This is a genomic window from Stenotrophomonas sp. WZN-1 (assembly GCF_002192255.1).
Classification (GTDB): Bacteria; Pseudomonadota; Gammaproteobacteria; order Xanthomonadales; family Xanthomonadaceae; genus Stenotrophomonas.
This window is the reverse complement of the sequence record NZ_CP021768.1, coordinates 4,368,066-4,392,727: the sequence shown is the minus strand read 5'-3', so window position 1 is coordinate 4,392,727 and position 24,662 is coordinate 4,368,066. Positions and strand designations below refer to the sequence as shown.

Below are 24,662 nucleotides of genomic sequence, written 5' to 3'. Positions count from 1 at the left end.
CCTCCTCAGTGGCCGTGCTCGGCTTCGCCCTTGGCCAGTTCGGCCTTGAGCAGGAAGGCGTTGGCACCGACGATGCGCTCGTTGCCGGTCAGCCCACCGAGGATCTCGATGCGGTCGCCGGCACGGCGCCCGGCCAGCACCGGCTGCGCCTTGAAGCCGCCATCGACGGCGACGAACACCGCGCTGCTGCCATCAACGTTCTGCACCGCATCGGCGGGCACGCTGAGCGAACCGTCCTGGCCTTCGGTGACCACCACCGCCGAAACCGGCGAACCGGCCGGCGGCAGCGAAGCATCCACCGGCGTGGCGCGGATCACCGCGACGCCGCCCTGCTGGCGCACATCGGCGGCCGAACCGGTGACGGTGGCGGTGAAGCTGCCACCCGGCACGCTCACTTCCAGCTTCATGCCGGGCGTGACCTGTGCGGCCAGCGCGGGCGGCGCGGTGAACACCAGTTCGTTCATCGACGGGTCGGCGACATCGGCCACCGCGCTGCCGGCAGCGACCACGCCACCCGGGGTGACCTGCACGTTGCCGACGATGCCGGCCACCGGGCTGGTGATGCGCACGCGGCCACTGGCATCGGGCGCACCGTTGGCGGCGGCCTGTGCCTGCGCGGCAGCGGCCTGGGCCTGTGCCGCCAGCGAGCGGGCGCGCGAGGCCTCCAGTTCCTGGCGGGCGACCACGCCCTGGTCGACCAGCGCCTTGTCGCGGCCATAGGCCAGGCGCGCGGCCTCGGCTTCGGCCGAAGCGGCCAGCGCATTGGCGCGGAACACCGCGGCCTCGCCACTGACCACGATCGCCAGTGCCTGGTTCTGCTTCACCGCCGTGCCCGGCGCGACCAGCACGCGTTCGACGCGGCCGGTCACCGTGGAGGCCACCGACGCGCGTGCGCCCACCGACGGCTCGACGCGGCCTGACAGGCGCGTGGAGCCACCGCCGCCGCGGCCGATCGCGACCACTTCAATACCGGACGCCTTGATCTGCTCAGGCGTCAACTGCACCACGCCTTCATCGGCGTCGGCCGGGGCCTTGGCGGTTTCCGCCTTGGCCTGTTTGCTGTCGGCGGCATGCCCGTGGCCATCGTCGGTGCCGGCCTTGGCCGCAGCGGGGTCTTCATTGGCAGGCGTCTGCGCATTGCCGGCGCAGCCGGCCAGCAGCACGGTCAGCAGCACGCCGCCGATCAGCGGGAAGGTACGGGAGAGAGTCATTTGGCCTCCACAAAGGGTGCGCGCCCTTCAAGCCGGGCAAGATCGATTTCGGCGCCGACGCGCGACAGGCGCGCGTCCACGGCGGTGCCGCGGGCGGCGATGAGGGCGCTGCGCGTGCTGCGCAGTTCCAGCTGCGAGATGCGTCCGGCGTCGAAGCCGACGCGTGCGAGGCGATACGCCTCTTCGGCGGCGACCACGCTTTCATCGGCGGCGCGGGTGCGGCTGCCGGCCGCCTTCAGCCCGGCCACGGCAGACAGGCGTTCGGCCTCGCTGTCGCGGCGCTGCTGGTCCAGGCGTGCCTCGGCCGCGCGCTGGTCGGCATTGGCGGCGCGGATGCCTCCGCGGTTGCGGTCGAACAGCGGGATGCTGAGGCTGATCCCGAGGTTGTAGGCACGCTCGCCGCCTTCGCGGAAGCGGGTCTGCGCGGCGGTGACGCTCAGATCGGGCAGGGCGCGCTTGCGCTCCACGTCGACCAGCTTGCCGGCTGCATCGGCTTCGGCTTCGGCGATGCGCACGGCCAGCGCCACGTCGGTGGCGCCACGCGGCAGCGGCGGGGCACGGTCGAGCAGGCTGTTGTCGATCGATTGCACCGGCGCATCCAGCAGCGCGGCACCGGCCAGGCGGGCCAGCGCGGCGTCGCGGAACGCCTGCGCTTCATCCAGCGCAGCGCTGGCATTGGCCACTTCGCTCTGCGCCTGCACCGCGCGCAGCTGCGGTTCGCGGCCCTGCTTGACCATCGCGTTGACCGCATTGGCGTCATCGCGGGTGAGGGTCAGCGCCTCTTCGGCCAGGGAGTAGCGGCGCAGTGCACTTTCCGCCTGTGCGTAGACCACCGCCAGCTGGCTGGCCACGTCGCTGCGGCTTTGGGCACCACGCAGGTTGGCGGCCTGTGCCTCGGCACGGGCGGCACGGACACGCGCGCCACGCTGGCCCCAGACCTCCAGCGGCTGGGACAGGGTAAGCACGGTATCGGCCTTGCCCATGCCGCCATAGGAGCCGGTGCCCCAGGCGTTCTCTGCGGAGTAGGAGAGGGAAGGGTTGGGCAACGCGCGGGCCTGGTCGGCGCGCGCGTCGGCGGCCTCGGCCAGCGCCGTACCCACACGGGTACCGGGCAGCTGGTCCAGGCGTTCAAGCAGGGTGTCGTAGGAAGGGGCGGCTTGCGCCATCGCCGATGCCGCCGGGGCCAGGCCCAGCAGCACAGCGACGACGAGCCCGGCCGCGCGCGGCGACCGAGGTGTCAGGATCGACATAGGGGGATTCCGGTTGTGAGTGAAACGGGAGCCCGCAATCGCGGGACGCGCTCAACTCACGCCCGGGGAGGACGCGTCAATTCATCCTGGGCGACCGCATAGGTCGCCGCATCGCCCGCACTCATCCAGCGCGCCGGCAGCGGCGCACCGAAGGCGGCGAGGGTGCTGGCCGGCAGGCTCAGATTGGAGTGGTGGCAGTGGTTGTGGCCACAGGCACCGACGTGCTTGCCGTCGGCATCGCCATCGGCATCCGGTGCGGACTCCACGTGCACCGTGCTGGCGTGCGGTTCCACCGTGCAGGCCAGCGCGTCGGCCACCGGTACGACCACGAATGCCGCCATCAGCAGCATCAGCAGGTACGAGCGAAGGTGGCGGGAAATCCGGCGCATGAAGGGGAGGCTAGCAAGCGGTTTTCGCCGGATACAATATCAATGGCCACCTCGGGAATTCGTCGGAATCTCCCGTTCAGGTGGGCGGTCTGGGGGGCCATCTGCCTTGGTGGCTGCCGATCTTCTGCCCTGGTGGGTGTCGACCTTGGTCGACACGCATTTCAACCCCCCGGCACATTGCCGGCCAGCGGCCGGCACTACCGGTCTGCTGGCAGCTTCGCGATCACCTTGATCTCGAACTGGAACCCGTACAGCCAGGTCACGCCGATGCCGGTCAGGGTCGGGTGCGGCGCCTCGCCCCAGTACTCGGGCACGATCGCCCAGGCCTTCTCGAAGTTCTTCTCGGGATCGACCAGGAACACGGTCACGTCGATCACGTCATCGAAGGTGCAGCCCGCAGCAGCCAGCACCGCGTTGAGATTCTCGAAGGCGCGGCGCACCTGGGTTTCGAAATCCGGCTCGGGCGAGCCGTCCTCGCGGCTGCCGACCTGGCCGGAGACGAACAGGAAGCCATTGGATCGGATCGCCGGCGAGTAACGGTTGCGCTCGTACAGGGCCTGGCGACCGGCGGGGAAAACGACATCACGCTGTGACATGGGCAAGATCCCGTGGGAGAGAACGCCCATCCTCCGCGCCAGCGCTGTCTGGATAAACCGCGATGATCGGCCTAGATTGATTGCCGATCCCAAACAATCATGGCCCACCATGGACCGTTTCGAGGCGATGCGGGCCTTTGCCCGCGTGGTGGAAACCGGCAGCTTCACCCGCGCCGCGCAGACCCTGCAGATCAGCCGCACCACGGCCACCCAACTGGTGCAGCAGCTGGAGGCGCACCTGCGGCTGCGCCTGCTCAACCGCACCACGCGCCGGGTCAGCGTCACCGCCGATGGCGCGGCCTATTACCCGCGCATCGCCCGCCTGCTGGCCGAGCTGGAAGAGGTGGAGGGCGGGCTGGGCGACGCGGCCAGCCAGCCGCGCGGCCGCCTGCGGGTCGATGTGCCCGGGCCGTACGCGCGGCTGCGGCTGGTGCCGGCGCTGCCGGATTTCCAGGCGCGCTACCCGGAGATCCAGCTGGACATCGGCGTCAGCGACCGCGAGGTTGATGTCATCGCCGACAACGTCGACTGCGTGATCCGCGGCGGCACCCCGGCCGACCCGGCACTGGTGGCGCGGCCGTTGGCTGCGCTGCCGATCGGTTTCCACGCCAGTCCGGGTTATGTGCAGCGTTTCGGGCTGCCAGCCGATCCGCGCGCGCTGGAAGGACCCGACCACCACATGGTCGGCTTCCTCAGCCCGCGCAGTGGCCGGGCCCGGGCGTTCAGCGCGCAGCGCGGCGATGAGCGCGTTGAGGTGCAGGGCCGCTACACGGTCGGCTTCGATGACGGCAACGCCTATCTGGCCGCGGCGTTGGCGGGGCTGGGCGTGGTCGCGTTGCCCAGCTACATGGCCGAACCACACGTGGCGCGTGGCGAGCTGCTGCCGGTGCTGCAGGACTGGCAGCTGCCGCCGATGCCGATGCATGTGATGTTTCCGCCGAACCGGCACATGAGCCAGCGGCTGCGGGTGTTCATTGATTGGGTGGTGGAAGCGTTGGGGTGATGCACACGCACCTGTAGAGCCGAGCCCACGCTCGGCTGCTTCTCGCTCCAACGCTCAAGGCCAGCGCTTCGCGCGTGAGCCGAGCACGGGTTCGGCTACAGGGAGGGCTTCCTGCTGCAGGCATGCGAAAATCATCGCGGCACGCAACAGGAACCATCGCCACGCATGAATCGCATCGTCGCACTGGACACCGAAACCACCGGCATCTCCCACCGCCTGGGGCACCGGGTGATCGAGATCGGTGCCGTCGAACTGATCGATGGCCAGCTCAGCGGCCGCCAGTTCCACACCTACCTGCAGCCGCAGCGCAGGGTCGACTGGGGCGCGCAGCGCGTGCACGGCATCAGCGATGCGATGCTGGTGGGCAAGCCACTGTTTTCCAGCAAGGCCGCCGAACTGCTCGACTTCCTGCGCGGCAGCGAGATGGTCGCGCATAACGCCACCTTCGACGTGGGTTTCCTGGACAACGAGCTGCGCCTGGCTGGCATCCCCGGCACGCTGGCCCAGCACTGCCGCATCACCTGCAGCCTGAAGCTGGCGCGCGGGCGCTGGCCCGGCCAGGGCAACAAGCTGGATGATGTCCTGCAGCGCCTGCGCATCCCCGGCAACCGGGGTCTGCACGGCGCGTTGAAGGATGCCCATCTGCTGGCCCAGGTGATTCCGCACCTGCGTTGAGGCCTGGCCGCCGTTACATCGGCCGCAACCAGCGCTCGATCATTGCCACGCCACATGCCACCCCGTCCTCATCGCTCATCGCTACGCCCAGAGCCGCCGCGCGTGCGCGTGTTGCTTCGGTTTCAGCGAAGGTGATGGCTGCTGCCAGCGTTGCTGCATCCAGTCGTTTCGGTGACAACGGTGCCGGTGCCACGCCCAATCGATGCAGGCGATCGGCCCAGAAGAACTGATCCGCGGCGAACGGCATCACCAGCGAGGGAATGCCGGCGCGGCAGGCCGAATGCGTAGTGCCGCTGCCACCATGGTGGATGGCGAGTACGCAATGCGGGAACAGTGCTTCGTGTGGCGTCGGGCCGAGCACGAATACATTTGCTGGCAGCGCACCCGTCGGCAGACCGGCCCACCCTGGAAACAGGAGCACCCGGCGCGGTGCCAGCGCGTGCAGCAGGGCCGGCAGCACGCGCTCGCGATCAAACCCGGTCATGCTGCCAAAGCCCAGGTACACCGGCGGCGGGCCGGCATCGAGGAAGGCCCGCAGATCGGCGAAGGGCGTCCAAGGCGCGTCAGGAAGCCGCCATTGACCACAGGCGATGTGGTCGACCGGCCAGTCCGCCGGTGGCGGCAGCAGTTGCGGCGAGATGCCATAGAGCATCGGCAGGCCGGACCATAGCGCGCGGCGCGGCGATTGCCCCAACTGCTGGCGTGCTGCGTTGATCGGCCGGCGGAACTGGCGCCAGATCAGGCCGTTGACCAGACCGTAGCTGGCCCGGTTCAACCAGCCCGGCGAGCGTCCAGGTGGCAGGAACGGAGAGCGGAAGGCTCGCGTCGGTGTCAGCGGAATCATGCCGGTGCCGATTACCGGCAGACCCCGGCGCTCGCCCACGCTCAGGCCGACAAAGGCCGCCAGCCCACCGGTCAGAATCGCATCGCAGCCTTCGGCTGCGGCATCGGCCTGGCGCATCCAGCCGCTGACATGCTGCAGCGCCATCCGTGCCAGACCGGTACTGGCGGCGGCAACACCGTTGCCACGCGACACCAAGGCGACCACTTCGTCATGGATGTCACCCTCAAGGGCCGCGTGGGGCACATCCAGCGCCTGCGCGCTGCCCAAGGTGCCGCCATCGGCCAGCAGTGTCACCTCGTGGCCTGCGCCGGTCAGCCCATGGCAGAGCATGGCCAGCGGACGCGTATCGCCTTCGGTTCCGTAGGTCAGGGCCAGCAGCCGCATGGAAAGCTCCGCAGTGATCTGGACCAGTATGCCGGTTGGCGGGCGCCCGGCCCTGCTGGTTCAGCCCCAGCCTGTGGGTAACTTGCGCAAGTGCTTGAACCCGTGCATAATGCGCGGCTCGCTGTGTCCGGTTTTCTACCGGGCGGCGCCCCCGGGAGCACGTCCCCGGCCGCCCAACGCCAGCGTAACCCTTTGATTCTCTTGACGTGTGGTGGGCAACCATCGAGGCCGCCGTCTCCCGGGCTACGGGCTGACAACTACTACTATCGAGGTGCGCAATGTCCCGCGTATGCCAGGTTTCCGGCAAGCGAGTGCAGACGGGTAACAACGTCTCGCACGCCAACAACAAGACCCGTCGTCGTTTCCTGCCGAATCTGCACGAGCGCCGTTTCTGGGTGGCCAGCGAGAACCGCTGGGTCAAGCTTCGTGTTTCCGCGCATGCACTGCGCACCATCGACAAGAACGGCATTGATTCCGTTCTGGCTGAGCTGCGTGCGCGCGGCGAAAAGGTCTGAGGAGTAAAGCATCATGGCAGGCAAGCGCGATAAGGTCCGTATGATTTCCTCGGCCGGTACCGGCCACTTCTACACGACCGACAAGAACAAGAAGAACACCCCGGGGAAGATGGAATTCCTGAAGTACGATCCGGTCGTGCGCAAGCACGTCCTGTACAAGGAAGGCAAGATCAAGTAATCCGCAAGGATTGCTGGTCCCCGCGAAAAAACCCGCCCTTGTGGCGGGTTTTTTCATGTCTGGCATCCAGGTAGTGGGTACTTCCTGCATTGCCGTGGTGGGTGCCGACCGTTGGTCGGCACTGGGGCAGTCCCCGCGCAGGCTGTCGCCAATGGCGCCCTGCCTGGTGTGAAGGGCCGAATGCGATAAATGATTCTTCCTACCGGTTCCGGTGCTCCGCGCGGTTCAAATCGATTGGAACGACGGGCGTGACCGTGCCCATGATGGCGAGCCGCTGCGGTTGCAGCGGTCGGGCTTGCAATCCCGTGAAGTCAATCAATCAGTAGACTCGCCCGCCGTCGCCGGAGATCCCTCCGGCGACGGTTGGTGACCTATCCGCCTCTATGGCGGACGGTGCGAGGGGGCCTTGCGCCCGCCGGTTCGTTTGCTGATTGATTGCTTCCCGGTATTGCAACCACGCATCGTCCGCCACCTTCACGGTGGCCAGATCCGTTGAAGGAGGTTGCATGAACACCCCATCACACCGGCAGGACCTGGAACTGGGCTGGCTGCGCCTGCAGCGCATGCTGCAAGGCATCGAGGGCATGGCGCTGCTGCTGTGCGACCACCATCTGGCACTGGCCAACGGTGCGCCGTCGCCGCTGCCGGAGGCGCAGCTGGAGCGGGCCGCACAGGCCATTGCCTGCATGGCGCTCAACGGCCGCCGTCACGCCGAATCGGTGCGGCAGCTGTGCGAGGCGCTGGTGCGGCATTGAGCCGTCCTGTAGAGCCGAGCCTACGCTCGGCTGCTCTGCCGTCGGACCGAAAGGCCGTCGAGCGCGGCTCGACTCTACAAGGGCCGCTGGGCAGAATGGCCCATCACCTCCCGACGGGCGACGCGATGCTGTTCGAGTGGTTGCTGGGTTCGTACCTGCTGCTGATCGACTGGCTGATCCGGCTGGTCGCGCTGTGCTGGATCCCCACCCGCACCACGCCGGGGGCGGCGCGCAGCTGGCTGCTGCTGGTCGGCTTCGTGCCGCTGCTGGGCCTGCCGCTGTACCTGCTGTTCGGCCACCCGTGGCTGTCGCGCGAGCGTATCCGCCGCCAGGCCGAGGCCTCGCAGGTGATCCGCGAGGAACAGGCGCTGCAGCATCGCCTGCGCTGGGCCCCGCAGCCGGACACCGCCTGCGCCGAGATCGTGCCGTTGGTGCAGCGCCAAGGCGACTTCATGCCGGTGCACGGCAACGCGGTGGACCTGCTGACCGACTACGACGAATCGCTGCACACGCTGATCGCCGACATCGACCAGGCCGAAGACCGCGTGCACCTGCTGTACTACCTGATGTTCGATGACGCGGTGGGCGAGGCGGTGGTCGAGGCGCTGCAGCGTGCAGCGGCGCGTGGCGTGCAGTGCCGGGTGCTGCTCGACGCGGTAGGTGCCAAGCGCGGCCTGCGCGCCTATCGCAAGCGCCTGGAAGCACGCGACATCGAAGTGCGTGCGATGCTGCCCGGTGGCCTGCGCTGGCGCCGCAGCGGGCGCATGGACCTGCGCAACCACCGCAAGATCGCGGTGATCGACAACGAAGTGGCCTACGTCGGTTCGCAGAACCTGGCGGGCCCGCAGTTCGTGCCCGGACACCCGAACCGCGAGCTGGTGGCGCGCGTGCGCGGCCCGGCGGTGGCGCATCTGGAGGCCGTATTTGCCAGCGACTGGTACATGGAGACCGGCCAGCGCCTGGACGTGATCGCCGATGTGCCCGAGTGCAGCGACGACATCGCCACCCAGCTGCTGCCCAGCGGCCCGGCCTATCCCTACAGCAACGCACGCGATGCGGTGGCGGCGCTGATCCATCTGGCGCGGCGCCGGCTGGTGATGGTCACCCCGTACTTCGTGCCTGACGAAGCCACGCTGAGCGCGCTGCGCATTGCGGCGTTGTCCGGCGTGCAGGTGCAGCTGATCCTCTCGGCCAGCAACAACCAGCGGCTGACCTCATGGGCGCAGGAGGCGTACTACGACGAGCTGCTGCGCTGCGGCGTGCGCATCGCCCTGTACGAGCCGCAGTTCCTGCACGCCAAGCACATGAGCGTGGACGAGGACATCGCCGTGCTCGGCTCGATCAACATGGATATCCGCTCGTTCGCGCTGAATGCCGAGATCGGCCTGATCTGCTACGACCGTGCGCTGGTGCAACAGCTGTGTGCGATCGAGGACGGCTACCTGCGTGAAGCGCGGCAGCTGGACCTGCAGCAATGGCGCAGCCGCCCCACGTGGCGGCGCAGCCGCGAGGGCATCGCACGCCTGGCCGATGCGTTGATGTGAGGCGGCGGCAACCGCCCATTTCGGCAATCCGGCCTGTCATCGCCGATGGCCTACAATCGGCGCATGACTGATTCACCGCGTAATGGCGAACTGGACCTGGCGATCATCGGTGGTGGTGCGGCTGGCGTGCTGGTGGCGATCCAGGTATTGCGCCAGGCCAAGGCGCCGCTGGCGCTGGCCATTTTCGAACCCGCCTCGCAGCTGGCGCAGGGCATCGCCTATGCCACGCCATGGCCGGAGCATCTGCTGAACGTGCCGGCGGCGAAGATGAGTGCGTTTGCCGACCAGCCCGGCGATTTCCTCGACTACCTTATAGCGGCCAATGCCTACCCGGGCGAGGCGCGCGAGGTGCTCGGCGAGCGTTACGTATGCCGCCACTACTTTGCGGCTTATCTGCAGCAGCGCCTGCAGGAGGCCGCCGCGGCCAGCCCGGCGCAGCTGCAGGTGATCGCGCAGCCGGTGCTGGGCCTGCAGCCGGATGACCATGGTTACCGGCTGCAGCTGGGCGATGGCCAGACGCTGCACGCCACGCGGGCGGTGCTCGCCACCGGCAACAGCATGCGTCCGCTGCCGGTGGCCGGTGCCGATGCGCTGCCTGCCGACGATGTGATCGAGGCCTGGGACTACGACGGCGTACGCACCCTGGCCGGCGAGCAGGCCGTGGCCATTGTCGGGTCCGGCCTGAGCATGGCCGACACCGTGCTGGCATTGGTCGCCGCCGGCCACACCGGCCCGCTGCACGTGATTTCGCGCCATGGCCTGCTGCCGTTGCCGCATGCGCATGGCGGCCTGCCCACGTTCGACCCGGCCACGTTGCTGCCGATGAACCTGCGCCAGCGCCTGCGCGCGCTGCGCGGATTCGCGCGCCAGGCCCAGGCCGACGGCCTGCCGTGGCAGGGCGTGATGGACCGCATCCGTCCGCACGGGCAGGCGCTGTGGTGCAGCCTCGATGAGGCCGACCAGCGCCGCTTCCTGCGCCATGTGGTGCGCTATTGGGACGTGCATCGCCACCGCATCGCCGAAGAGGTCGACGCGCAGCTGCAGTCCCTGCAGGACAGCGGCCAACTGCGTATCCACCGGTCCCGCCTGCAGCGCGTCTGCCGCGAAGGCGATGCGCTGCAGCTGTCCGGCCGCGATACCCTGGGCAATGAACAGCAGTGGACGATCAGCGGGGTGATCAACGCCACCGGCGTGGAAACCCGCGCCAGCGCGCTGCGTAATCCGCTGCTGCAGCAGCTGCAGGCTGATGGACTGGCGCGCCCCGGCCCGCATGGGCTGGGCCTGGACAGCACGGTGCCGGGCGACCGCCTGCGTGCCGCTGGTGGCCAGCCGCAGGCACGGCTGGGCGTGCTCGGCAGCCTGCGCATCGGCAGCCTGTGGGAAAGCCTGGCGGTGCCTGAACTGCGTCAGCAGGCGCAGGCACTGGCCACCCAGGTGGTCGCAGGAGCCGCGACGGCGATGCCGTAAAATGGGGGCATGGATGTCTCCCACCTGCTTGATGGCCTGAACCCGGCCCAGCGCGAAGCCGTCTCCGCTCCCCCCGGCCACCACCTGGTGCTGGCCGGTGCCGGTTCCGGCAAGACCCGCGTACTCACCCACCGCATCGCCTGGCTGCATGAAGTCGATGGCGTGCCGACCCACGGCATTTTCGCGGTGACCTTCACCAACAAGGCGGCCGGCGAAATGCGCCACCGCATCGACGCACAGCTGCCCAATGGCAGCCGTGGCATGTGGATCGGCACCTTCCACGGCCTGGCCAACCGCCTGCTGCGCCTGCACTGGCAGGACGCGAAGCTGCCGGAAGGCTTCCAGGTGATGGATTCGGACGACCAGCTGCGGCTGGTCAAGCGCGTGGTGCAGGCGCTGGAACTGGACGACGGCAAGTACCCGGCCAAGCAGATCGCGTGGTGGATCAACGCGCAGAAGGACGAAGGCCGCCGCCCGCAGCACATCCAGCCCGAGCCGCACGATGCCTGGCTGGAAACCATGCGCCAGGCCTACATCGAGTACCAGGCACGCTGCGACCGCGCCGGCCTGGTCGACTTCGCCGAGCTGCTGCTGCGCGCGCACGAACTGCTGCGCGACAACCCGGCGTTGCTGTCGCACTACCGCGCGCGCTTCCGCGAGATCCTGGTGGACGAGTTCCAGGACACCAATGCCATCCAGTACGCCTTCGTGCGCGTGCTGGCCGGCGATTCCGGCCACGTGTTTGTGGTCGGCGACGATGACCAGGCCATCTACGGCTGGCGCGGTGCCAAGGTCGAGAACGTGCAGGGCTTCCTGCGCGACTTCCCGGGCGCGCAGACCATCCGCCTGGAACAGAACTACCGCTCCACCGCCAACATCCTCGGCGCCGCCAATGCGGTGATCGCGCACAACCCCGACCGCATCGGCAAGCAGCTGTGGACCGACAGCGGCGACGGCGAGCCGATCGACCTGTACGCCGCCTACAACGAGATGGACGAGGCACGCTACATCGTCGAGCGCGCGCGCCAGTGGGTGCGTGACGGTGGCAGCTATACCGAAGTGGCCGTGCTCTACCGCAGCAATGCGCAGTCGCGCGCGCTGGAAGAAGCGCTGCTGAGCGAACAGGTGCCGTACCGCGTGTACGGTGGCATGCGCTTCTTCGAGCGTGCCGAAATCAAGGACGCGCTGGCCTACCTGCGCCTGCTGTCCAACCGCAACGACGACGCGGCGTTCGAGCGCGCGGTCAACACGCCGACGCGTGGCATCGGCGACCGCACGCTGGACGAAGTGCGCCGCGAGGCGCGCGCGCAGGGCATTTCGCTGTGGGAAGCGACCATGCTGGTCACCCAGGGCAGCGCGCTGGCCGCGCGTGCGCGCAATGCGCTGGCGGGCTTCCTGGTGCTGGTCAACGAGCTGCAGGCGCAGACCCTGCACATGACCCTGGCCGAGCGCGTGGACCACGTGCTGGCCCGCTCGCAGCTGCGCGAGCACTGGAGCAAGGAAAGCCGCAACGCGCTGGACTCCGAATCGCGCACCGACAACCTCGACGAACTGGTCTCGGTGGCCTCGCGCTTCGTGCGCCGCGCCGACGATATCGAGGAAGTGGGAGAGGACATGGACGAGCTGGTCGCGTTCCTGGCCTACGCCGCGCTGGAGGCCGGTGAGGGCCAGGCGCAGGCGGGCGAGGACGGCGTGCAGCTGATGACCCTGCACTCGGCCAAGGGGCTGGAATTCCCGCTGGTGTTCCTGGCCGGCCTGGAAGAAGGCCTGTTCCCCAGCGCACGCTCGCTGGAGGAAAGCGGGCGGCTGGAAGAAGAGCGCCGCCTGGCCTACGTGGGCATCACCCGCGCGCGCCAGAAGCTGGTGCTGAGTTATGCCGAATCGCGCCGCATCCACGGCCAGGACAATTACAGCCTGCCGTCGCGCTTCCTGCGCGAGATCCCGCGCGAGCTGCTGCACGAAGTGCGCCCGAAGGTGCAGGTTTCGCGACCGGCCTCGATGGGCGCCAGCCGGGTGATGGGCCATGCCTCGATCGAGGCACCGCCGATCAAGCTCGGCGCGCTGGTTACCCATCCCAAGTTCGGCGAAGGCATGGTGACCGACTACGAAGGCAACGGTGCCCACGCCCGCGTGCAGGTCGAGTTTGCCGACGCCGGCAGCAAGTGGCTTGTGATGGCCTACGCCAACCTGACGGTGATCTGATCACCATCGAGGGATCGGGAATTCCTGTAGAGCCGAGCCCAGGCTCGGCTGCTGTTGGCGGGGAAATCAGCCGAGCACAGGCTCGGCTCTACAATAGCGGTCACATCCACCAGGAACACCCCGATGACCGAACCGACCCTGCACGTTACCGTGACGTTGAATGCCAAGCTGCAGCCCGCGCATCGTCATGAACTGTTCGAGGATCCGCTCGACGCGTTGATGCAGGCCGCCGGGATCGGCGAGATCGTCGGCGGTGGCACCGCGACCTCCGACGAGGGCGAGGTCCTGTACGGCGACATCGAGGTTGCATTGGTGGACGCCGCCGGCGTGCCCAAGCTGATCGACCTGCTGGAGCAGCTGGGTGCGCCGAAGGGCTCGCAGCTGCAGGGCGCGGGCGAGGCTGATCGCCACTTCGGCGTGACCGAAGGCCTGGGCATCTACCTGGATGGCCTGAACCTGCCGGACGACGTCTACGAGCAGTGCGATTCCAACCACGTGTTCGAGCAGCTGTCGGAGCGCATCGACGGCCTGGGCGAGATCTGCAGCTGGTGGCAGGGCCCGACCGAGACCGCGCTGTACATGTACGGCGAATCGTTCGAAGCGATGCGTGATGCGATCGCTGAATTCGTGGCCAGCTACCCGCTGTGCCAGAACGCACGCGTGGTGCAGATCGCCTGAGGGCAGGCCTGATGTAGAGCCGAGCCCATGCTCGGCTGCTTCTGACGGGAAAAGCAGCCGAGCATGGGCTCGGCTCTACAGAAGCAGGTTATCGGCCGGCTGACTGCCGGGCGTTGTCGCGCTGGGCCAGATCCTTGCCCAAGTAATAGCCGCCGCAGAACAGTACGAAGGCGGCGATAAGGCTCCACAAGATGATCCTGAGCGTTCTTGGTGGTGTCGGCTTGCTGTCCTGCATGCGGGTTCTCCCAAGGCGGCGCGCCGCCGCCCACCCAGCTTGCGCTGCAGTGTTCGGGTACGCAAGCCGGCGGTGCGCACACGCCAATGCGCGACGCCGGATTGATCCTGCTCAAGGCGCGCCCTGCACATCCGGTGTGCAATGGTGGTGTTCCCATCTGGCAGACCGCCACGGAGCCCCACCATGTACAAGCGCATCCTGATTGCCACTGACGGGTCCGAGCTGGCCGACAAGGGCCTGGCCAAGGGCCTGGAGCTGGCCAAGGACCTCAACGCCGAGGTCGATATCGTCACTGTTTCCGAGCCGTGGGCCGTCGGCATGTACGACGCCATGGGCTGGAGCGTGGGCTACATGAACAGCCCCGAGTACAAGGCCGACCGCGAGGAAGGCGCACAGAAAGTGCTGCAGCCGGCGCTGGCCAAGGCCGCCGAGCAGGGCATCACCGCCAATCCTGTGCACGTGCTGGACCGCTACGCCGCCGACGGCATCATCGAGACAGCAGGGGAGCGCAACAGCGACCTGATCGTGATGACCTCGCACGGCCGCCGTGGCGTGACCCGCGTGCTGCTGGGCAGCCAGACCGCCGAGGTGCTGGCACGCAGCACGCTGCCGGTGCTGGTCATCCGCTGATACAAGTGTTCCCGGGGAGGGGACCCGACGCCGGCCGCAGGATGCGCGCCGGCGTTGTTTTTTGTGGGGCCGGGGGGCATCCACGCATGGCGTGGATCTACTGGATCGCAGGGACCCGACCCCCGGTCACATCACCAGCTGTACAGCTTCCAGTAGACCGGCGACACGCCGTCCTTGTCGTTGTCCATGCGGCCGTCGCCGTTCTTGTCGTACATGTAGAACGGGGCGCCGCGCGACGGGGTCACCTTGACCATGCGCAGCTGGCCGGACACGCGGTATTCCTCGATGGTGTCGCCGTTGTCCATGGTGCGCTTGGACACATCCGCGCCCTTGACGTCCACCGGGGGAGCGCCTGCGCCACCCATGCTGGCGCAGCCAGCGAGCAGGAGCAGGGAAGCGAGCATCAGGGTCTTCATCGGCGGGGGCCTTTGCCTGGAAAGAGCCCTGATTATGCCCCATCGCGGTGTACGGGCCGTGTCGCCGCGGTGCAGGCACGGGCGCGTAGAATCGGCGCATGAGCAGATTAGTCCTGATCGACGGGTCCAGTTACCTGTACCGCGCGTTCCACGCGCTGCCGCCCCTGTCCAATGCACAGGGTGAACCCACCGGCGCGCTGTTCGGCGTGGTCAACATGCTGCGCTCGACCTTGAAGGAGCGCCCGGCCTACGTGGCGTTCGTGGTCGACGCGCCGGGCAAGACCTTCCGCGACGACCTGTACGAGCAGTACAAGGCCAACCGCCCGCCGATGCCCGATGAACTGCGCAGCCAGGTCGAGCCGATGTGCCGCATCGTCGAAGCGCTGGGCATCAGCATCCTGCGCATTCCCGGCGTGGAAGCCGACGATGTGATCGGCACGCTGGCCCTGCAGGGCCTGGCGCAGGACCTGAAGGTGACCATTTCCACCGGCGACAAGGACTTCGCCCAGCTGGTGCGCCCGGGTATCGAGCTGGTCAACACCATGACCGGCAGCCGCATGGATTCGGACGCGGTGGTGATGGAGAAGTTCGGCGTGCGCGCCGACCAGATCATCGACCTGCTGGCGCTGATGGGCGACACCGTCGACAACGTGCCGGGCGTGGAGAAGTGCGGACCGAAGACCGCCGCCAAGTGGCTGGCCGAGTACCAGCACCTGGACGGGGTGATGGCAGCCGCGCCGGCCATGAAGGGCAAGATCGGCGAGAACCTGCGCGCCGCGCTGGAGCGGCTGCCGCTGAACCGCGAGCTGGTGACCATCCGCACCGACGTGGCGCTGGACGCCAGCCCGACCACGCTGGCCCTGCGCGAGCAGGACGTGCCGGCGCTGACCGAGCTGTATACGCGCTACGGCTTCACCCAGGCGCTGAAGGAGCTGGGGGCGCCGCTGCCGGCGCCGGCCGCGGCCAGCGAGGCCACGCCGAGCCTGCGCGGCACCGCCGCTGGCTTCGCCCGTGGCAGCGCCGAAGCACCGGCCGCCGGCACGCTGGATCCGGCGTTGGCCGCGCCGGGTGATTACGAGACCGTGCTGACCGTCGAACAGCTGCAGGCGTGGGTCGAGCGCCTGCAGCAGGCGGACCTGATCAGCTTCGATACCGAAACCGATGCGCTGGATGCGATGCGTGCGCGCCTGGTCGGCATCAGCCTGGCGGTCGAGCCCGGCAAGGCGGCCTACATTCCGGTTGGCCACGATTACCCGGGTGCGCCAGCGCAGCTGCCGATGCAGCAGGTGCTGGATGCGCTGCGCCCGGTGCTGCAGGACCCGGCGAAGAAGAAGCTGGGCCAGCATGGCAAGTACGACCTGCATGTGCTGCGCCGCCACGGCGTGGACGTGCAGGGCTACCACGACGACACCATGCTCGAGAGCTTCGTGCTCAATTCCACCGCCACCCGCCACGACATGGATTCGCTGGCCCTGCGTTACCTGGGCTACAGCGCCATCAAGTTCGAGGACGTGGCCGGCAAGGGCGCCAAGCAGATTCCGTTCTCGCAGGTGGGCATCGACGAAGCCAGCCGCTATGCGGCCGAAGACGCCGACGTCACCCTGCGCCTGCACCACGCGCTGCAGCCGCAGCTGCTGGCCGAGCCGGCGCTGGACAGCGTGTACCGCGACATCGAGATGCCGCTGGTGCCGGTGCTGACCACGATCGAAGCCAACGGCGTGCGGATCGACACCGACGAACTGCGCCGGCAGAGCCAGGACCTCTCCTCGCGCATGCTGGCCGCACAGCAGAAGGCCACCGAGCTGGCCGGCCGCAGCTTCAACCTGGATTCGCCCAAGCAGCTGCAGGCGGTGCTGTTCGACGAACTGAAGCTGCCGGCGGTGGTGAAGACCCCGAAGGGCCAGCCCAGCACCAATGAAGAGGCGCTGGAGGCGATTGCCGACCAGCACGAGTTGCCGCGGGTGATCCTCGACTACCGGGGCCTGGCCAAGCTGCGCAGCACCTACACCGACAAGCTGCCGGAGATGGTCAACCCGGACACCGGCCGCGTGCATACCAGCTACCACCAGTCCGGTGCCGCCACCGGCCGCCTGTCCTCGTCGGACCCGAACCTGCAGAACATCCCGATCCGCACCGAGGACGGCCGCCGCATCCGCCGCGCGTTCATCGCCCCGGAGGGCTTCCAGCTGCTGGCGGCCGACTATTCGCAGATCGAGCTGCGGATCATGGCCCACCTGTCCGAAGACCCGGGCCTGGTGCGTGCCTTCGAGCAGGGCGCCGACGTGCACCGTGCCACCGCCGCCGAGGTGTTCGGGCGCACGCTGGAGGAGGTGACCCCGAACGAGCGCCGTGCCGCCAAGGCGATCAACTTCGGCCTGATGTACGGCATGAGCGCCTTCGGCCTGGCCCGCAACCTGGGCATCGACCGCGGCCAGGCGCAGGACTACGTAGCGCTGTACTTCAGCCGCTACCCGGGCGTGCGCGACTTCATGGAGCGGATGCGCCAGCAGGCCCGTGACCAGGGCTACGTGGAAACCCTGTTCGGCCGCCGCCTGTACCTGAACGACATTCACGCTCGCAACCAGGGCCTGCGGGCCGGTGCCGAACGCGCGGCGATCAACGCGCCGATGCAGGGCACCGCTGCCGACATCATCAAGCGCGCGATGGTGGATGTGGACCAGTGGCTGCGTGACAGCGGGGCACCGGCGCGGATGATCCTGCAGGTGCACGATGAGCTGGTGTTCGAAACCGAAAGCAGTTTCGTTGAAGACTTGCGTTTGCAGGTGGTGGAGCGTATGTCGCAAGCGGCCAAACTGCGGGTGCCGCTGGTGGTCGATACGGGCGTCGGCAGCAACTGGGACGAAGCGCACTGACGGCATTTCAGGCCGAAAACGACGTGAATTTGTTCATGAGTCGGGGGTTTCTGACTCGACCATGAATGTTGCCCCGATTGAAATTCATTAAATGGGGCCTCTTCACGAACCGTTAGTGTTCGGAGTGCTTCTATAACTCCCGACAGGCGCAATGCCTGTTGTGGATCTCTCCCATCCCCTGGAGCAGATCTCGGAACGGGGACTCCTCCCCAAGTGCCCGTTCCCCGGCCCCGTTGACCTCCCCCTGGTCAGCGGGGCTTTTTATTTGTGCCGTTGCCAGACGCCATGGCCTGCGCCACGCTGGGCCACCGCTCCGCAGGGGAAGACAATGCCCGACCTGTTCGCACTGGCCATGCCGTGGTGGGAGTTCATCCTGCGCGCAGTGGTGGTGTATGTCGTGGTGCTGGGCATGGTCCGGCTCGGTGGCAAGCGGGCTCTGGGGCAGATCACGCCCTTCGACGTGCTGCTGATCGTGCTGCTGGGCAACGCGGTACAGAACGCGCTGCTGGGCACCGACACCTCGCTGGGCGGTGGCCTGCTGCTGGCGGCCACCCTGATCGTGCTGAACTATGGGGTGGGCTGGTTGACCACCCGGAATCGGCGCATGGAGCGGATGATCGAAGGAGAGCCCACCGTGATCGCGCGTGATGGCCGGCTGTTGGAGGGCGTTCTCCGCCGCGAACTGATCAGCCGGGCCGATTTCGATGCCGCGCTGCGCCAGCAGGGCGGGCTGCGGATCGAGGACGTGCAGATCGCCTTGCTGGAGACGACCGGGCACATCACGATCATCGTGCGGAAGAGCACCTGACCTGTAGCGCCGAGCCCAGGCCCGGCTCAACAGGTGCCTGGCCTCAGGGAGCGGCTTCAGCCTTCAGCGCCGGCCAGTTGCGCGTCGCGTCCACATCGCAGGCGACGTGGGTGCCCTTGCCGTCCTTCGCGCAGATCGCAGCCATGGCCTGCGGAATCTTCGGGTCCGCGGTACGCGCGTACACCGCGGCCAGCGCCACGCAACCTTCGCGCACGCCCGCGCGGCACAGGGTCTCGAAATAGGGCAGCGAGGCGGCCCATTGTTCGTTGTTGAACAGTGCCTCGCCGGCAACCTTGCAGCCCAGCAGCTTGCCCTCGGTGCAGCAGGCCTTGGCGCCGTCCTTGCGGCCCAGGGCCGGGCAGTCCAGCGGCAGCGGGATTTCCACGAAGGCCACTGGCGGTGCGCAGCTGGCATTGCCTGTGCCCGGCGTGCGCTCGTAGTAGGCGAAGCGGTTGCCGCCGTCGACGCTGGCCAGGTTTCCGTTCTTCAGCGGCTGCAGTACGAAGTCGCTGCCGACGTCGCGATGGATGAGGATGCGGCCGTCCTGCAGGCTCGCGCGCAGGCGCTGGTCGCGGCCTTCGGCTTCAACCAGGCCACCATCGAGGAAGCGCAGCTGCGACAGCACGCCGTAACCGGCTTCAAAGCTCCCGCACGGCAGCGTGGTGGCCGGCACCGGGGCCAGTGCAGCGGCCGGTACCGAGGCCAGTGGGGCAAGCGCCTCGGCGCGGCCGCAGGCCACGCCCTCCGCGCGCTGGGCGCACGACAGCTGCAGCGCTTCGTTGGCCTGCAACAGGCGTCCACCACTCCACAGCGCCTCGGCAACGTCGCCGCAGAACGTCTCGCCGTGCTGCTGCCGGCATAGGGCGGCCAGCTCATCGAGCTGCGCGGACGGCAACGCAGGATCGACCGAATGCTGCAGGCCGAGCACGGCCTTGCCCATCATCTCCGCGCCGATCACCTCGGCGATTGCCCTGCAGCCCTCGGCATTGAAGGATGCCGAACTCTCCTTGCAGATCTCCGGCATCGGCGGCTCGGCCCGTGCAGGCGCCGGCGCTGTGTCCTTGGCCTGCCGCTGGTAGGTTTCCAGCAGCTGCGTGCAGGCTGCGCCCACGCCTTCGGCGCACCAGGCATGCAGCTTCCCCGGTTCGGCCTCCGGCAACGCCTCCAGGCACTCGGAGGTGTTCATCACGCAGCCGCCCTCGATGGGCTCCGGCATCGTCGTGCACGCGGCGGACCGCTCACGGGTGAACTCGCGATAGGGCGTGTTGATCGTGCGGTTGTTGTCCGAGAAGTACCAGTTTTCCAGTTGGCCCGTGGACAGGTTGCCGGTACCGAGCACGTCTTCCTGGCGGGCGATGCGCAGTTGCTCGGTGGCCTGGTAGGGGCCGGACAGGAAACCATGGCCTTCACTTTCGATGGTCAGCGTGGTGTTGCCGCTGCTGTCCTTGTAGGTGCCGCAGGCCATCGATTGCGCGGCGGCCGGCAGGCTGGCCGAGGCCAGCGCGAGCACCAGCAAGGCACGCCAGCCCGCGGCGCGGGGGCGGAAGGGAACAGCAACAGGCATGGGGTCATCCTTGAGGAGGCAGAGCAGGGCCTGTCCGGTGCAGGGCGCACCACAGGCGTGAGAAGGCGCCACGCGTCAGGCGTGGCGTCGCAAGATCAGAGCCAGTCGCGTGGCACCAGGTAATCGGCCAGGCGCGCCTCGGCGCTGCCGGCTTCCGGGTTGAAGCCGTACTCCCAACGCACCCGCGGCGGCAGGCTCATCAGGATGCTTTCGCTGCGGCCACCGCTCTGCAGCCCGAACAGGGTGCCGCGGTCGTAGACCAGGTTGAATTCCACATAGCGGCCGCGGCGGTACAGCTGGAACTCGCGTTCGCGCTCGCCATGGGCGGCGTCCTTGCGCTGCTGCACGATCGGCAGGTAGGCGTCGAGGAAGCCATCGCCGACCGCGCGCAGGTAATCGAAATCGCGCTCGAAGTCGCCGTGCAGGTCGTCGAAGAACAGGCCACCGACGCCGCGCGTTTCATTGCGATGGCGCAGGAAGAAATACTCATCGCACCAGCGCTTGTGCGCGGCGTAGCGTTCTTCGCCGAACGGTGTGCACAGGTCGCGTGCGACCCGGTGCCAGTGCTGCACGTCCTCGTCGAACGGATAGAACGGGGTCAGGTCGAAACCGCCGCCGAACCAGCTGGCCACCACTTCGCCGTCGCGCTGCGCCTGGAAGAAGCGCACGTTGGCATGGGTGGTCGGCACATACGGGTTGAGCGGGTGGAACACCAGCGACACGCCGGTAGCACGCCAGGAGGCGCCGGCCAGTTCCGGGCGGTTGGCCGAGGCCGACGGCGGCAGGCGGCTGCCGGCCACGTCGGAGAAGCCGATGCCGGCCTGCTCGAACACTGCGCCATCGCGCAGCACGCGGGTACGCCCGCCACCGCCCTCGGCCCGCTGCCACAGGTCTTCCTGGAAGCGGGCCTGGCCATCGACGGCCTCGATCGCCGCACAGATGCGGTCCTGCAGGTCGGTGAGGTAGGCGCGCACGCGCTCGAATTCGTTCATGGCGCGTACTTTACCGCAGGGCCCGCCCGAAGCAGCGGACAGGCCCTGGCGGGCTCAGCGCTTGCGGTTGGAATTGCGCGGCGCCGGAGCGTCGTCCACGGCCGCCTCGTCAACCGCCTTCTGCAGGGCACCACCCAGCGTGATCAGCTCCCAGTTCTGGGTTCCGAGCACGTCGCAGGCCACGTGCAGGCCGCTGCGGTCGGCCTTGCACAGCTGCTCCAGGGTTGCCCGTGCGTCCACATCCGCACCGTTGCCCTGAGCGGTGACCAGGTTCTCGCAGCCCTCGCGGACGCCGGCGCGGCAGACCGTGGTGTAGTGCCCGGCGGCCTGCAGCCAGTTTCCGGACAGCGCAAGGTGGTTGCCAAGAATGTTGCAGCCCTGCAGCTTGCCCTGGGCACAGCAGGCTTCGGCACCGCCCTCGTTGGCCAGCGCCAGCGGGCAATCCTGCGGCAGTGGCAGCACCTTGAACTGCTTCGGTGCACTGCAGCGGGTCGGGCCCTCGCCGGTGGGACGGAACACCTGGAAGCGGGTCCAGGTATCCAGGCCCAGCAGCTGGCCGCCCGGCAGTGGGCGCAGCACGAAGTCGCCGCCCTTGTCGTGGCGGATGCGGATGTCGCCCGCTTCGACACGCGCGCGAAGATGGCTGCCCCAGCCGACGCCGACCAGGCCGGCATCGCCGAAGTCCAGCGTGTCCATCAGGCCGCCGTCGGCCCGGTAATTGCCGCAGGGCAAGGCCGTTGCCGGTTGCGGCTGCAACGATGCGCCCACCGCCTGCAACGCCGGCAGGCGCTCGCAGGTGGCGGTGTCATTGCCAGGTGTGCAGCCCGCAGCCAGCGCTTGCACTGCCTGCAGGGGATCTCCCGCCTCCCAGGACAGCTCAGCTACGCGGGTGCAGAAGCCGCCATGCGGTACCTCGCGGCACAGCCGCAACAACTGTTGCCGCCGCTCGGCCGGAATGATCACCGGCACGGTCGGCGCCGTCATCGTCACCATGGCTTCGGTCATGGCTGCTGTCATCGCGGCCTTGACCAGCTGCTCCTGCACCGCGGGGTCGGCCTCGAGTGCGGCGGCACACGCCGGGGTTCCCTGTTCGAAGCCGCCGTTGTTACAGGCGGCCGGGAGTTTGATGCCGGACAGGGCGGCGTCGAGCGCTGCCTTTGCCAAGGCGGGATCGGCCTCGACCGTGGGTTTGGCCTCCTCGTGCCAACGATCAGCCAGTTGCAGGCACATGCCGGGCACGCCTTCCCGGCACCCTGCTTCCAGCGCGGTCGGGGTCGCTTCGCGACGGTTGTCCAGGCACGCCGCCGCATCAGCCAGGCAGCTGCCTTCAGCCGGCGTGGCGGCTGCGGCGCACTGTGCGGGAGCCTGCAGGAGGTAGACCGTGCCATCCACCTCGACCGTGCGGCCACGATCGCGCACCTGCAGCGCGCTGGGCAGGCCGTACTCCAGGTTCACCAGTTGCAGCGTTCCGTCGATCTGCTGGAACGCGACCGGAGACGGTGCACTGCCGAAGTGCTTCTGTTCGCCACGGTTGGGTGAGCTGATGCGCAGCGTACCGCTGCCTTCGTCGGCCTTGAACAGGCCGCATTGCGGTGACTGTGCGAAGGCGGTCGGCGCGGCCAGCAGCAAGGCCCAGGCCAGCCAGCGGCGGCGCGGTGCGGATGAATGCATGTCGTCTCCTTGACGATCGAACGGGAAACTCCAGGCGCTACGGCGAACCACGGCCTTCGCGCGGGGGCGAGCATTGTGCCGTGCCGGCCACCGGCTGGTAGCGCTGGTAACCGGTCTGCGTATCCATGCCGAGCAGGTCGCCGTTGCCGAGCTGGCGCAGCACCAGGGTTTCGCCGTCGCGCTGAAGATGGACAGCACCTTCCTGCAGGCGGCCCCGCGTGCCATCACCGAAGTCGAGCATGTCGACCTGGCCACCCTCGGCCTGGTAGCGGCCACACGGCAGCTGCTGGAGCGGCACCAGGCGTAGATCGGCACCGAGTTCACGCAATGGCGCGGTACGTTCGCAGGCACTGACGCGGCCTGCGTCGCAGACCACCTGCAGCGCCTGTACTGCCAGCGCCGGCTGCAGTGCTTTCAATTGTTGTTCGGCCACTTCGACACAGAAGCGGCCACCGCGATGGCGCAGGCACAGCTGCTGCAGCTGTTGCAGTGCCGCCAGGGGCAACGGCGGTCCCTCCGGTGCCATCCCGGCCCGTTCCAGGCGCTGATCAACCCGTCGCATGGCGGCAGCCAGATCATCGTCGGTCAGCGCTTCGCAGGCCTGTGGATCGTGGGTGGGGGTGTGCGCGCGGCAGGCTGGCGGGCGCTCGAAGCGCGCGGTGCCGGCGCCATCGGTCGCTGCCGCGGAGTTGCTTTCGAGCCTTTGCTGCAGCAGTGCCGAGCAACCGGCACCCACCCCCTCGTCGCAGGCGCGCCGGGCCTGGCCGGGCGAGGCCGTTGGCAGCTGCACCATGCAGTAGCTGCCAGCAGCGCGGCAGCTGCCGGCAACGGTGCTGGGCTCGACAGCGCAGGCCCGGGGCTGGCGCAGGGTGTAGACCACGAGCGCGTCGTCCTCGATGCGCCGCCCATCGGCGCTGATCCGGATCGGCTCCGCGACGCCATCGTCGAGCATGACCAGGCGGGTCTGTGCCGCACTGCGATCGACCCACAGCGGCTGCGGCTCACCGATGCCGTTGTGGCGGTAGCCGCTGCTGTGGGTGGTGAACATCAGTGCCACGCCGTCATCGACACTGCGGTACTCACCGCATTGCAGTGCGTCGGCGGAAGCAGGTAGCGCGGCGAACAGCAGCAGTGCAGGAAGTAGCGACAGCCAGCGCATGCGACAGTCCTTGTCGGGCAGGGATCGGTGGAACTCAGTGGAAGCGCGAGCGCACGTCGGGGCGCAGCAGGCGCCAGGCCAGCCAACCCTGCAGGCCGAGGAGCACGAACGACATGCCGACCACGGTCAGCGTGATCAGCCAGCGTTTCAGCTGCAGTTCCTGCAGCAGGGCCGGGTCATCGGCCAGGAACGGGATGAGGTCGCCCATGAACACATCCAGCCACCAGGCGGCTGCGAAGTTGGTCAAGCCACTCAGCAGCAGCAACAGCACGAAGCTCCACAGGCCCCAGCGCCGTTCGCGCAACAGGCCCCAGCTGGACACGGTCGAGGCCAGGCACAGCAGCGCGATGACCATCGACGCGGCCACCGGGTGCGCCAGCAGCCAGATCAGGCTGTGCAGCTGTTGAAGCTGCACTTCGCCTTCCACCAGGCGCCACAGCGCGAGGTTGTGCAGCGGCCACAGCACCAGGCCCTGCAGCACGAAGTAGATCGTCAGCAGCAGCGACAGCCAGAACGAGGCCTGGGCCACCGGGCGCACCCAGGCGTGATAGGCCGGGGAAGGCAGGGAGGGGATCGACGGGATCGACATTGACATCCGATGTCCTTGCAGTCGGCGCCCGCCT

The 24,662-nt window shown here is 68.2% G+C and carries 24 protein-coding genes; 12 read left to right on the top strand and 12 right to left on the bottom strand.

Annotation, left to right across the window (positions count from 1 at the left end):
- Window positions 1-5 precede the first annotated feature (5 nt).
- From CCR98_RS20495 to CCR98_RS20480, 4 genes are all read right to left on the bottom strand, one after another.
- Window positions 6-1,211, bottom strand: a complete 1,206-nt coding sequence (locus tag CCR98_RS20495; RefSeq protein ID WP_087924044.1) for an efflux RND transporter periplasmic adaptor subunit — start codon at window positions 1,209-1,211, stop codon at window positions 6-8.
- On the bottom strand, window positions 1,208-2,461 hold the full coding sequence (locus tag CCR98_RS20490) for a TolC family protein (protein WP_087924043.1): 1,254 nt from the start codon (window positions 2,459-2,461) through the stop codon (window positions 1,208-1,210). Before CCR98_RS20490 ends, CCR98_RS20495 begins: the two co-directional genes overlap by 4 nt.
- Before the next feature lie 56 nt (window positions 2,462-2,517).
- Window positions 2,518-2,850 (bottom strand): hypothetical protein, encoded by a 333-nt coding sequence (locus CCR98_RS20485; protein ID WP_087924042.1) that lies wholly within the window; start codon window positions 2,848-2,850, stop codon window positions 2,518-2,520.
- A 197-nt stretch (window positions 2,851-3,047) separates the two neighbouring features.
- A complete protein-coding gene (locus CCR98_RS20480) occupies window positions 3,048-3,446 on the bottom strand; it encodes a RidA family protein (protein WP_014038962.1) in 399 nt (132 codons plus the stop codon).
- Window positions 3,447-3,555: 109 nt separating this feature from the next.
- On the opposite strand from CCR98_RS20480, the gene CCR98_RS20475 reads away from it, so the two are divergent.
- Window positions 3,556-4,449 (top strand): LysR family transcriptional regulator, encoded by an 894-nt coding sequence (locus tag CCR98_RS20475; RefSeq protein WP_087924041.1) that lies wholly within the window; start codon window positions 3,556-3,558, stop codon window positions 4,447-4,449.
- A gap of 165 nt (window positions 4,450-4,614) precedes the next feature.
- Window positions 4,615-5,124, top strand: coding sequence for a DNA polymerase III subunit epsilon (dnaQ, locus tag CCR98_RS20470; protein WP_087924040.1), 510 nt, complete (start codon window positions 4,615-4,617; stop codon window positions 5,122-5,124).
- A gap of 13 nt (window positions 5,125-5,137) precedes the next feature.
- Here the strand turns inward: dnaQ and CCR98_RS20465 are convergent, their stop codons facing one another.
- On the bottom strand, window positions 5,138-6,352 hold the full coding sequence (locus tag CCR98_RS20465) for a glycosyltransferase (protein WP_087924039.1): 1,215 nt from the start codon (window positions 6,350-6,352) through the stop codon (window positions 5,138-5,140).
- Window positions 6,353-6,630: 278 nt separating this feature from the next.
- Here CCR98_RS20465 and rpmB point away from each other — a divergent pair, with 278 nt between their 5' ends.
- The 7 genes from rpmB to CCR98_RS20430 all read left to right on the top strand — a co-directional run bounded on the left by rpmB (window position 6,631) and on the right by CCR98_RS20430 (window position 13,691).
- Entirely contained in the window at window positions 6,631-6,867 is a 237-nt protein-coding gene (gene rpmB, locus CCR98_RS20460) for a 50S ribosomal protein L28 (RefSeq protein WP_005411638.1), read from the top strand.
- A 10-nt stretch (window positions 6,868-6,877) separates the two neighbouring features.
- Window positions 6,878-7,045 (top strand): 50S ribosomal protein L33, encoded by a 168-nt coding sequence (gene rpmG / locus CCR98_RS20455; protein ID WP_169411268.1) that lies wholly within the window; start codon window positions 6,878-6,880, stop codon window positions 7,043-7,045.
- Window positions 7,046-7,551: 506 nt separating this feature from the next.
- Window positions 7,552-7,800: a hypothetical protein gene (locus tag CCR98_RS20450; protein WP_087924038.1), complete on the top strand. Its 249-nt coding sequence runs from the start codon at window positions 7,552-7,554 to the stop codon at window positions 7,798-7,800.
- A gap of 125 nt (window positions 7,801-7,925) precedes the next feature.
- Window positions 7,926-9,344, top strand: coding sequence for a cardiolipin synthase (gene cls / locus CCR98_RS20445; RefSeq protein WP_087924037.1), 1,419 nt, complete (start codon window positions 7,926-7,928; stop codon window positions 9,342-9,344).
- Between the two features lie 45 nt (window positions 9,345-9,389).
- On the top strand, window positions 9,390-10,811 hold the full coding sequence (locus CCR98_RS20440; RefSeq protein ID WP_087924036.1) for an FAD/NAD(P)-binding protein: 1,422 nt from the start codon (window positions 9,390-9,392) through the stop codon (window positions 10,809-10,811).
- Between the two features lie 9 nt (window positions 10,812-10,820).
- Window positions 10,821-13,013, top strand: coding sequence for a DNA helicase II (gene uvrD / locus CCR98_RS20435; RefSeq protein WP_087924035.1), 2,193 nt, complete (start codon window positions 10,821-10,823; stop codon window positions 13,011-13,013).
- Between the two features lie 123 nt (window positions 13,014-13,136).
- The gene (locus tag CCR98_RS20430) at window positions 13,137-13,691 is read left to right on the top strand and encodes a hypothetical protein (RefSeq protein ID WP_087924034.1); all 555 of its coding nucleotides are present in this window, start codon (window positions 13,137-13,139) and stop codon (window positions 13,689-13,691) included.
- Between the two features lie 88 nt (window positions 13,692-13,779).
- Here the strand turns inward: CCR98_RS20430 and CCR98_RS21240 are convergent, their stop codons facing one another.
- Window positions 13,780-13,926: a hypothetical protein gene (locus CCR98_RS21240; RefSeq protein WP_185829990.1), complete on the bottom strand. Its 147-nt coding sequence runs from the start codon at window positions 13,924-13,926 to the stop codon at window positions 13,780-13,782.
- A 183-nt stretch (window positions 13,927-14,109) separates the two neighbouring features.
- Between CCR98_RS21240 and CCR98_RS20425 the strand changes: the two genes are divergently transcribed.
- Entirely contained in the window at window positions 14,110-14,556 is a 447-nt protein-coding gene (locus CCR98_RS20425) for a universal stress protein (protein WP_005411629.1), read from the top strand.
- Window positions 14,557-14,687: 131 nt separating this feature from the next.
- Here the strand turns inward: CCR98_RS20425 and CCR98_RS20420 are convergent, their stop codons facing one another.
- Window positions 14,688-14,972, bottom strand: coding sequence for a DUF2782 domain-containing protein (locus tag CCR98_RS20420; RefSeq protein ID WP_014038952.1), 285 nt, complete (start codon window positions 14,970-14,972; stop codon window positions 14,688-14,690).
- A gap of 98 nt (window positions 14,973-15,070) precedes the next feature.
- Here CCR98_RS20420 and polA point away from each other — a divergent pair, with 98 nt between their 5' ends.
- Both polA and CCR98_RS20410 read left to right on the top strand, forming a co-directional pair.
- Complete coding sequence (gene polA / locus CCR98_RS20415) at window positions 15,071-17,845, top strand: DNA polymerase I (protein WP_087924033.1); 2,775 nt, start codon at window positions 15,071-15,073, stop codon at window positions 17,843-17,845.
- Window positions 17,846-18,173: 328 nt separating this feature from the next.
- Window positions 18,174-18,653, top strand: coding sequence for a YetF domain-containing protein (locus CCR98_RS20410; protein WP_087924032.1), 480 nt, complete (start codon window positions 18,174-18,176; stop codon window positions 18,651-18,653).
- A 43-nt stretch (window positions 18,654-18,696) separates the two neighbouring features.
- On the opposite strand, the gene CCR98_RS20405 is transcribed toward CCR98_RS20410, so the two are convergent.
- The 5 genes from CCR98_RS20405 to CCR98_RS20385 form a co-directional block, all read right to left on the bottom strand.
- Window positions 18,697-20,217: a hypothetical protein gene (locus tag CCR98_RS20405; RefSeq protein ID WP_087924031.1), complete on the bottom strand. Its 1,521-nt coding sequence runs from the start codon at window positions 20,215-20,217 to the stop codon at window positions 18,697-18,699.
- Between the two features lie 95 nt (window positions 20,218-20,312).
- Window positions 20,313-21,209 (bottom strand): oxygen-dependent coproporphyrinogen oxidase, encoded by an 897-nt coding sequence (hemF, locus tag CCR98_RS20400; protein ID WP_087924030.1) that lies wholly within the window; start codon window positions 21,207-21,209, stop codon window positions 20,313-20,315.
- Between the two features lie 54 nt (window positions 21,210-21,263).
- Window positions 21,264-22,880, bottom strand: coding sequence for a hypothetical protein (locus CCR98_RS20395; protein WP_087924029.1), 1,617 nt, complete (start codon window positions 22,878-22,880; stop codon window positions 21,264-21,266).
- Window positions 22,881-22,917: 37 nt separating this feature from the next.
- A complete protein-coding gene (locus CCR98_RS20390) occupies window positions 22,918-24,039 on the bottom strand; it encodes a hypothetical protein (RefSeq protein WP_087924028.1) in 1,122 nt (373 codons plus the stop codon).
- A gap of 34 nt (window positions 24,040-24,073) precedes the next feature.
- A complete protein-coding gene (locus CCR98_RS20385; RefSeq protein WP_087924027.1) occupies window positions 24,074-24,634 on the bottom strand; it encodes a hypothetical protein in 561 nt (186 codons plus the stop codon).
- Between the last annotated feature and the right edge of the window lie 28 nt (window positions 24,635-24,662).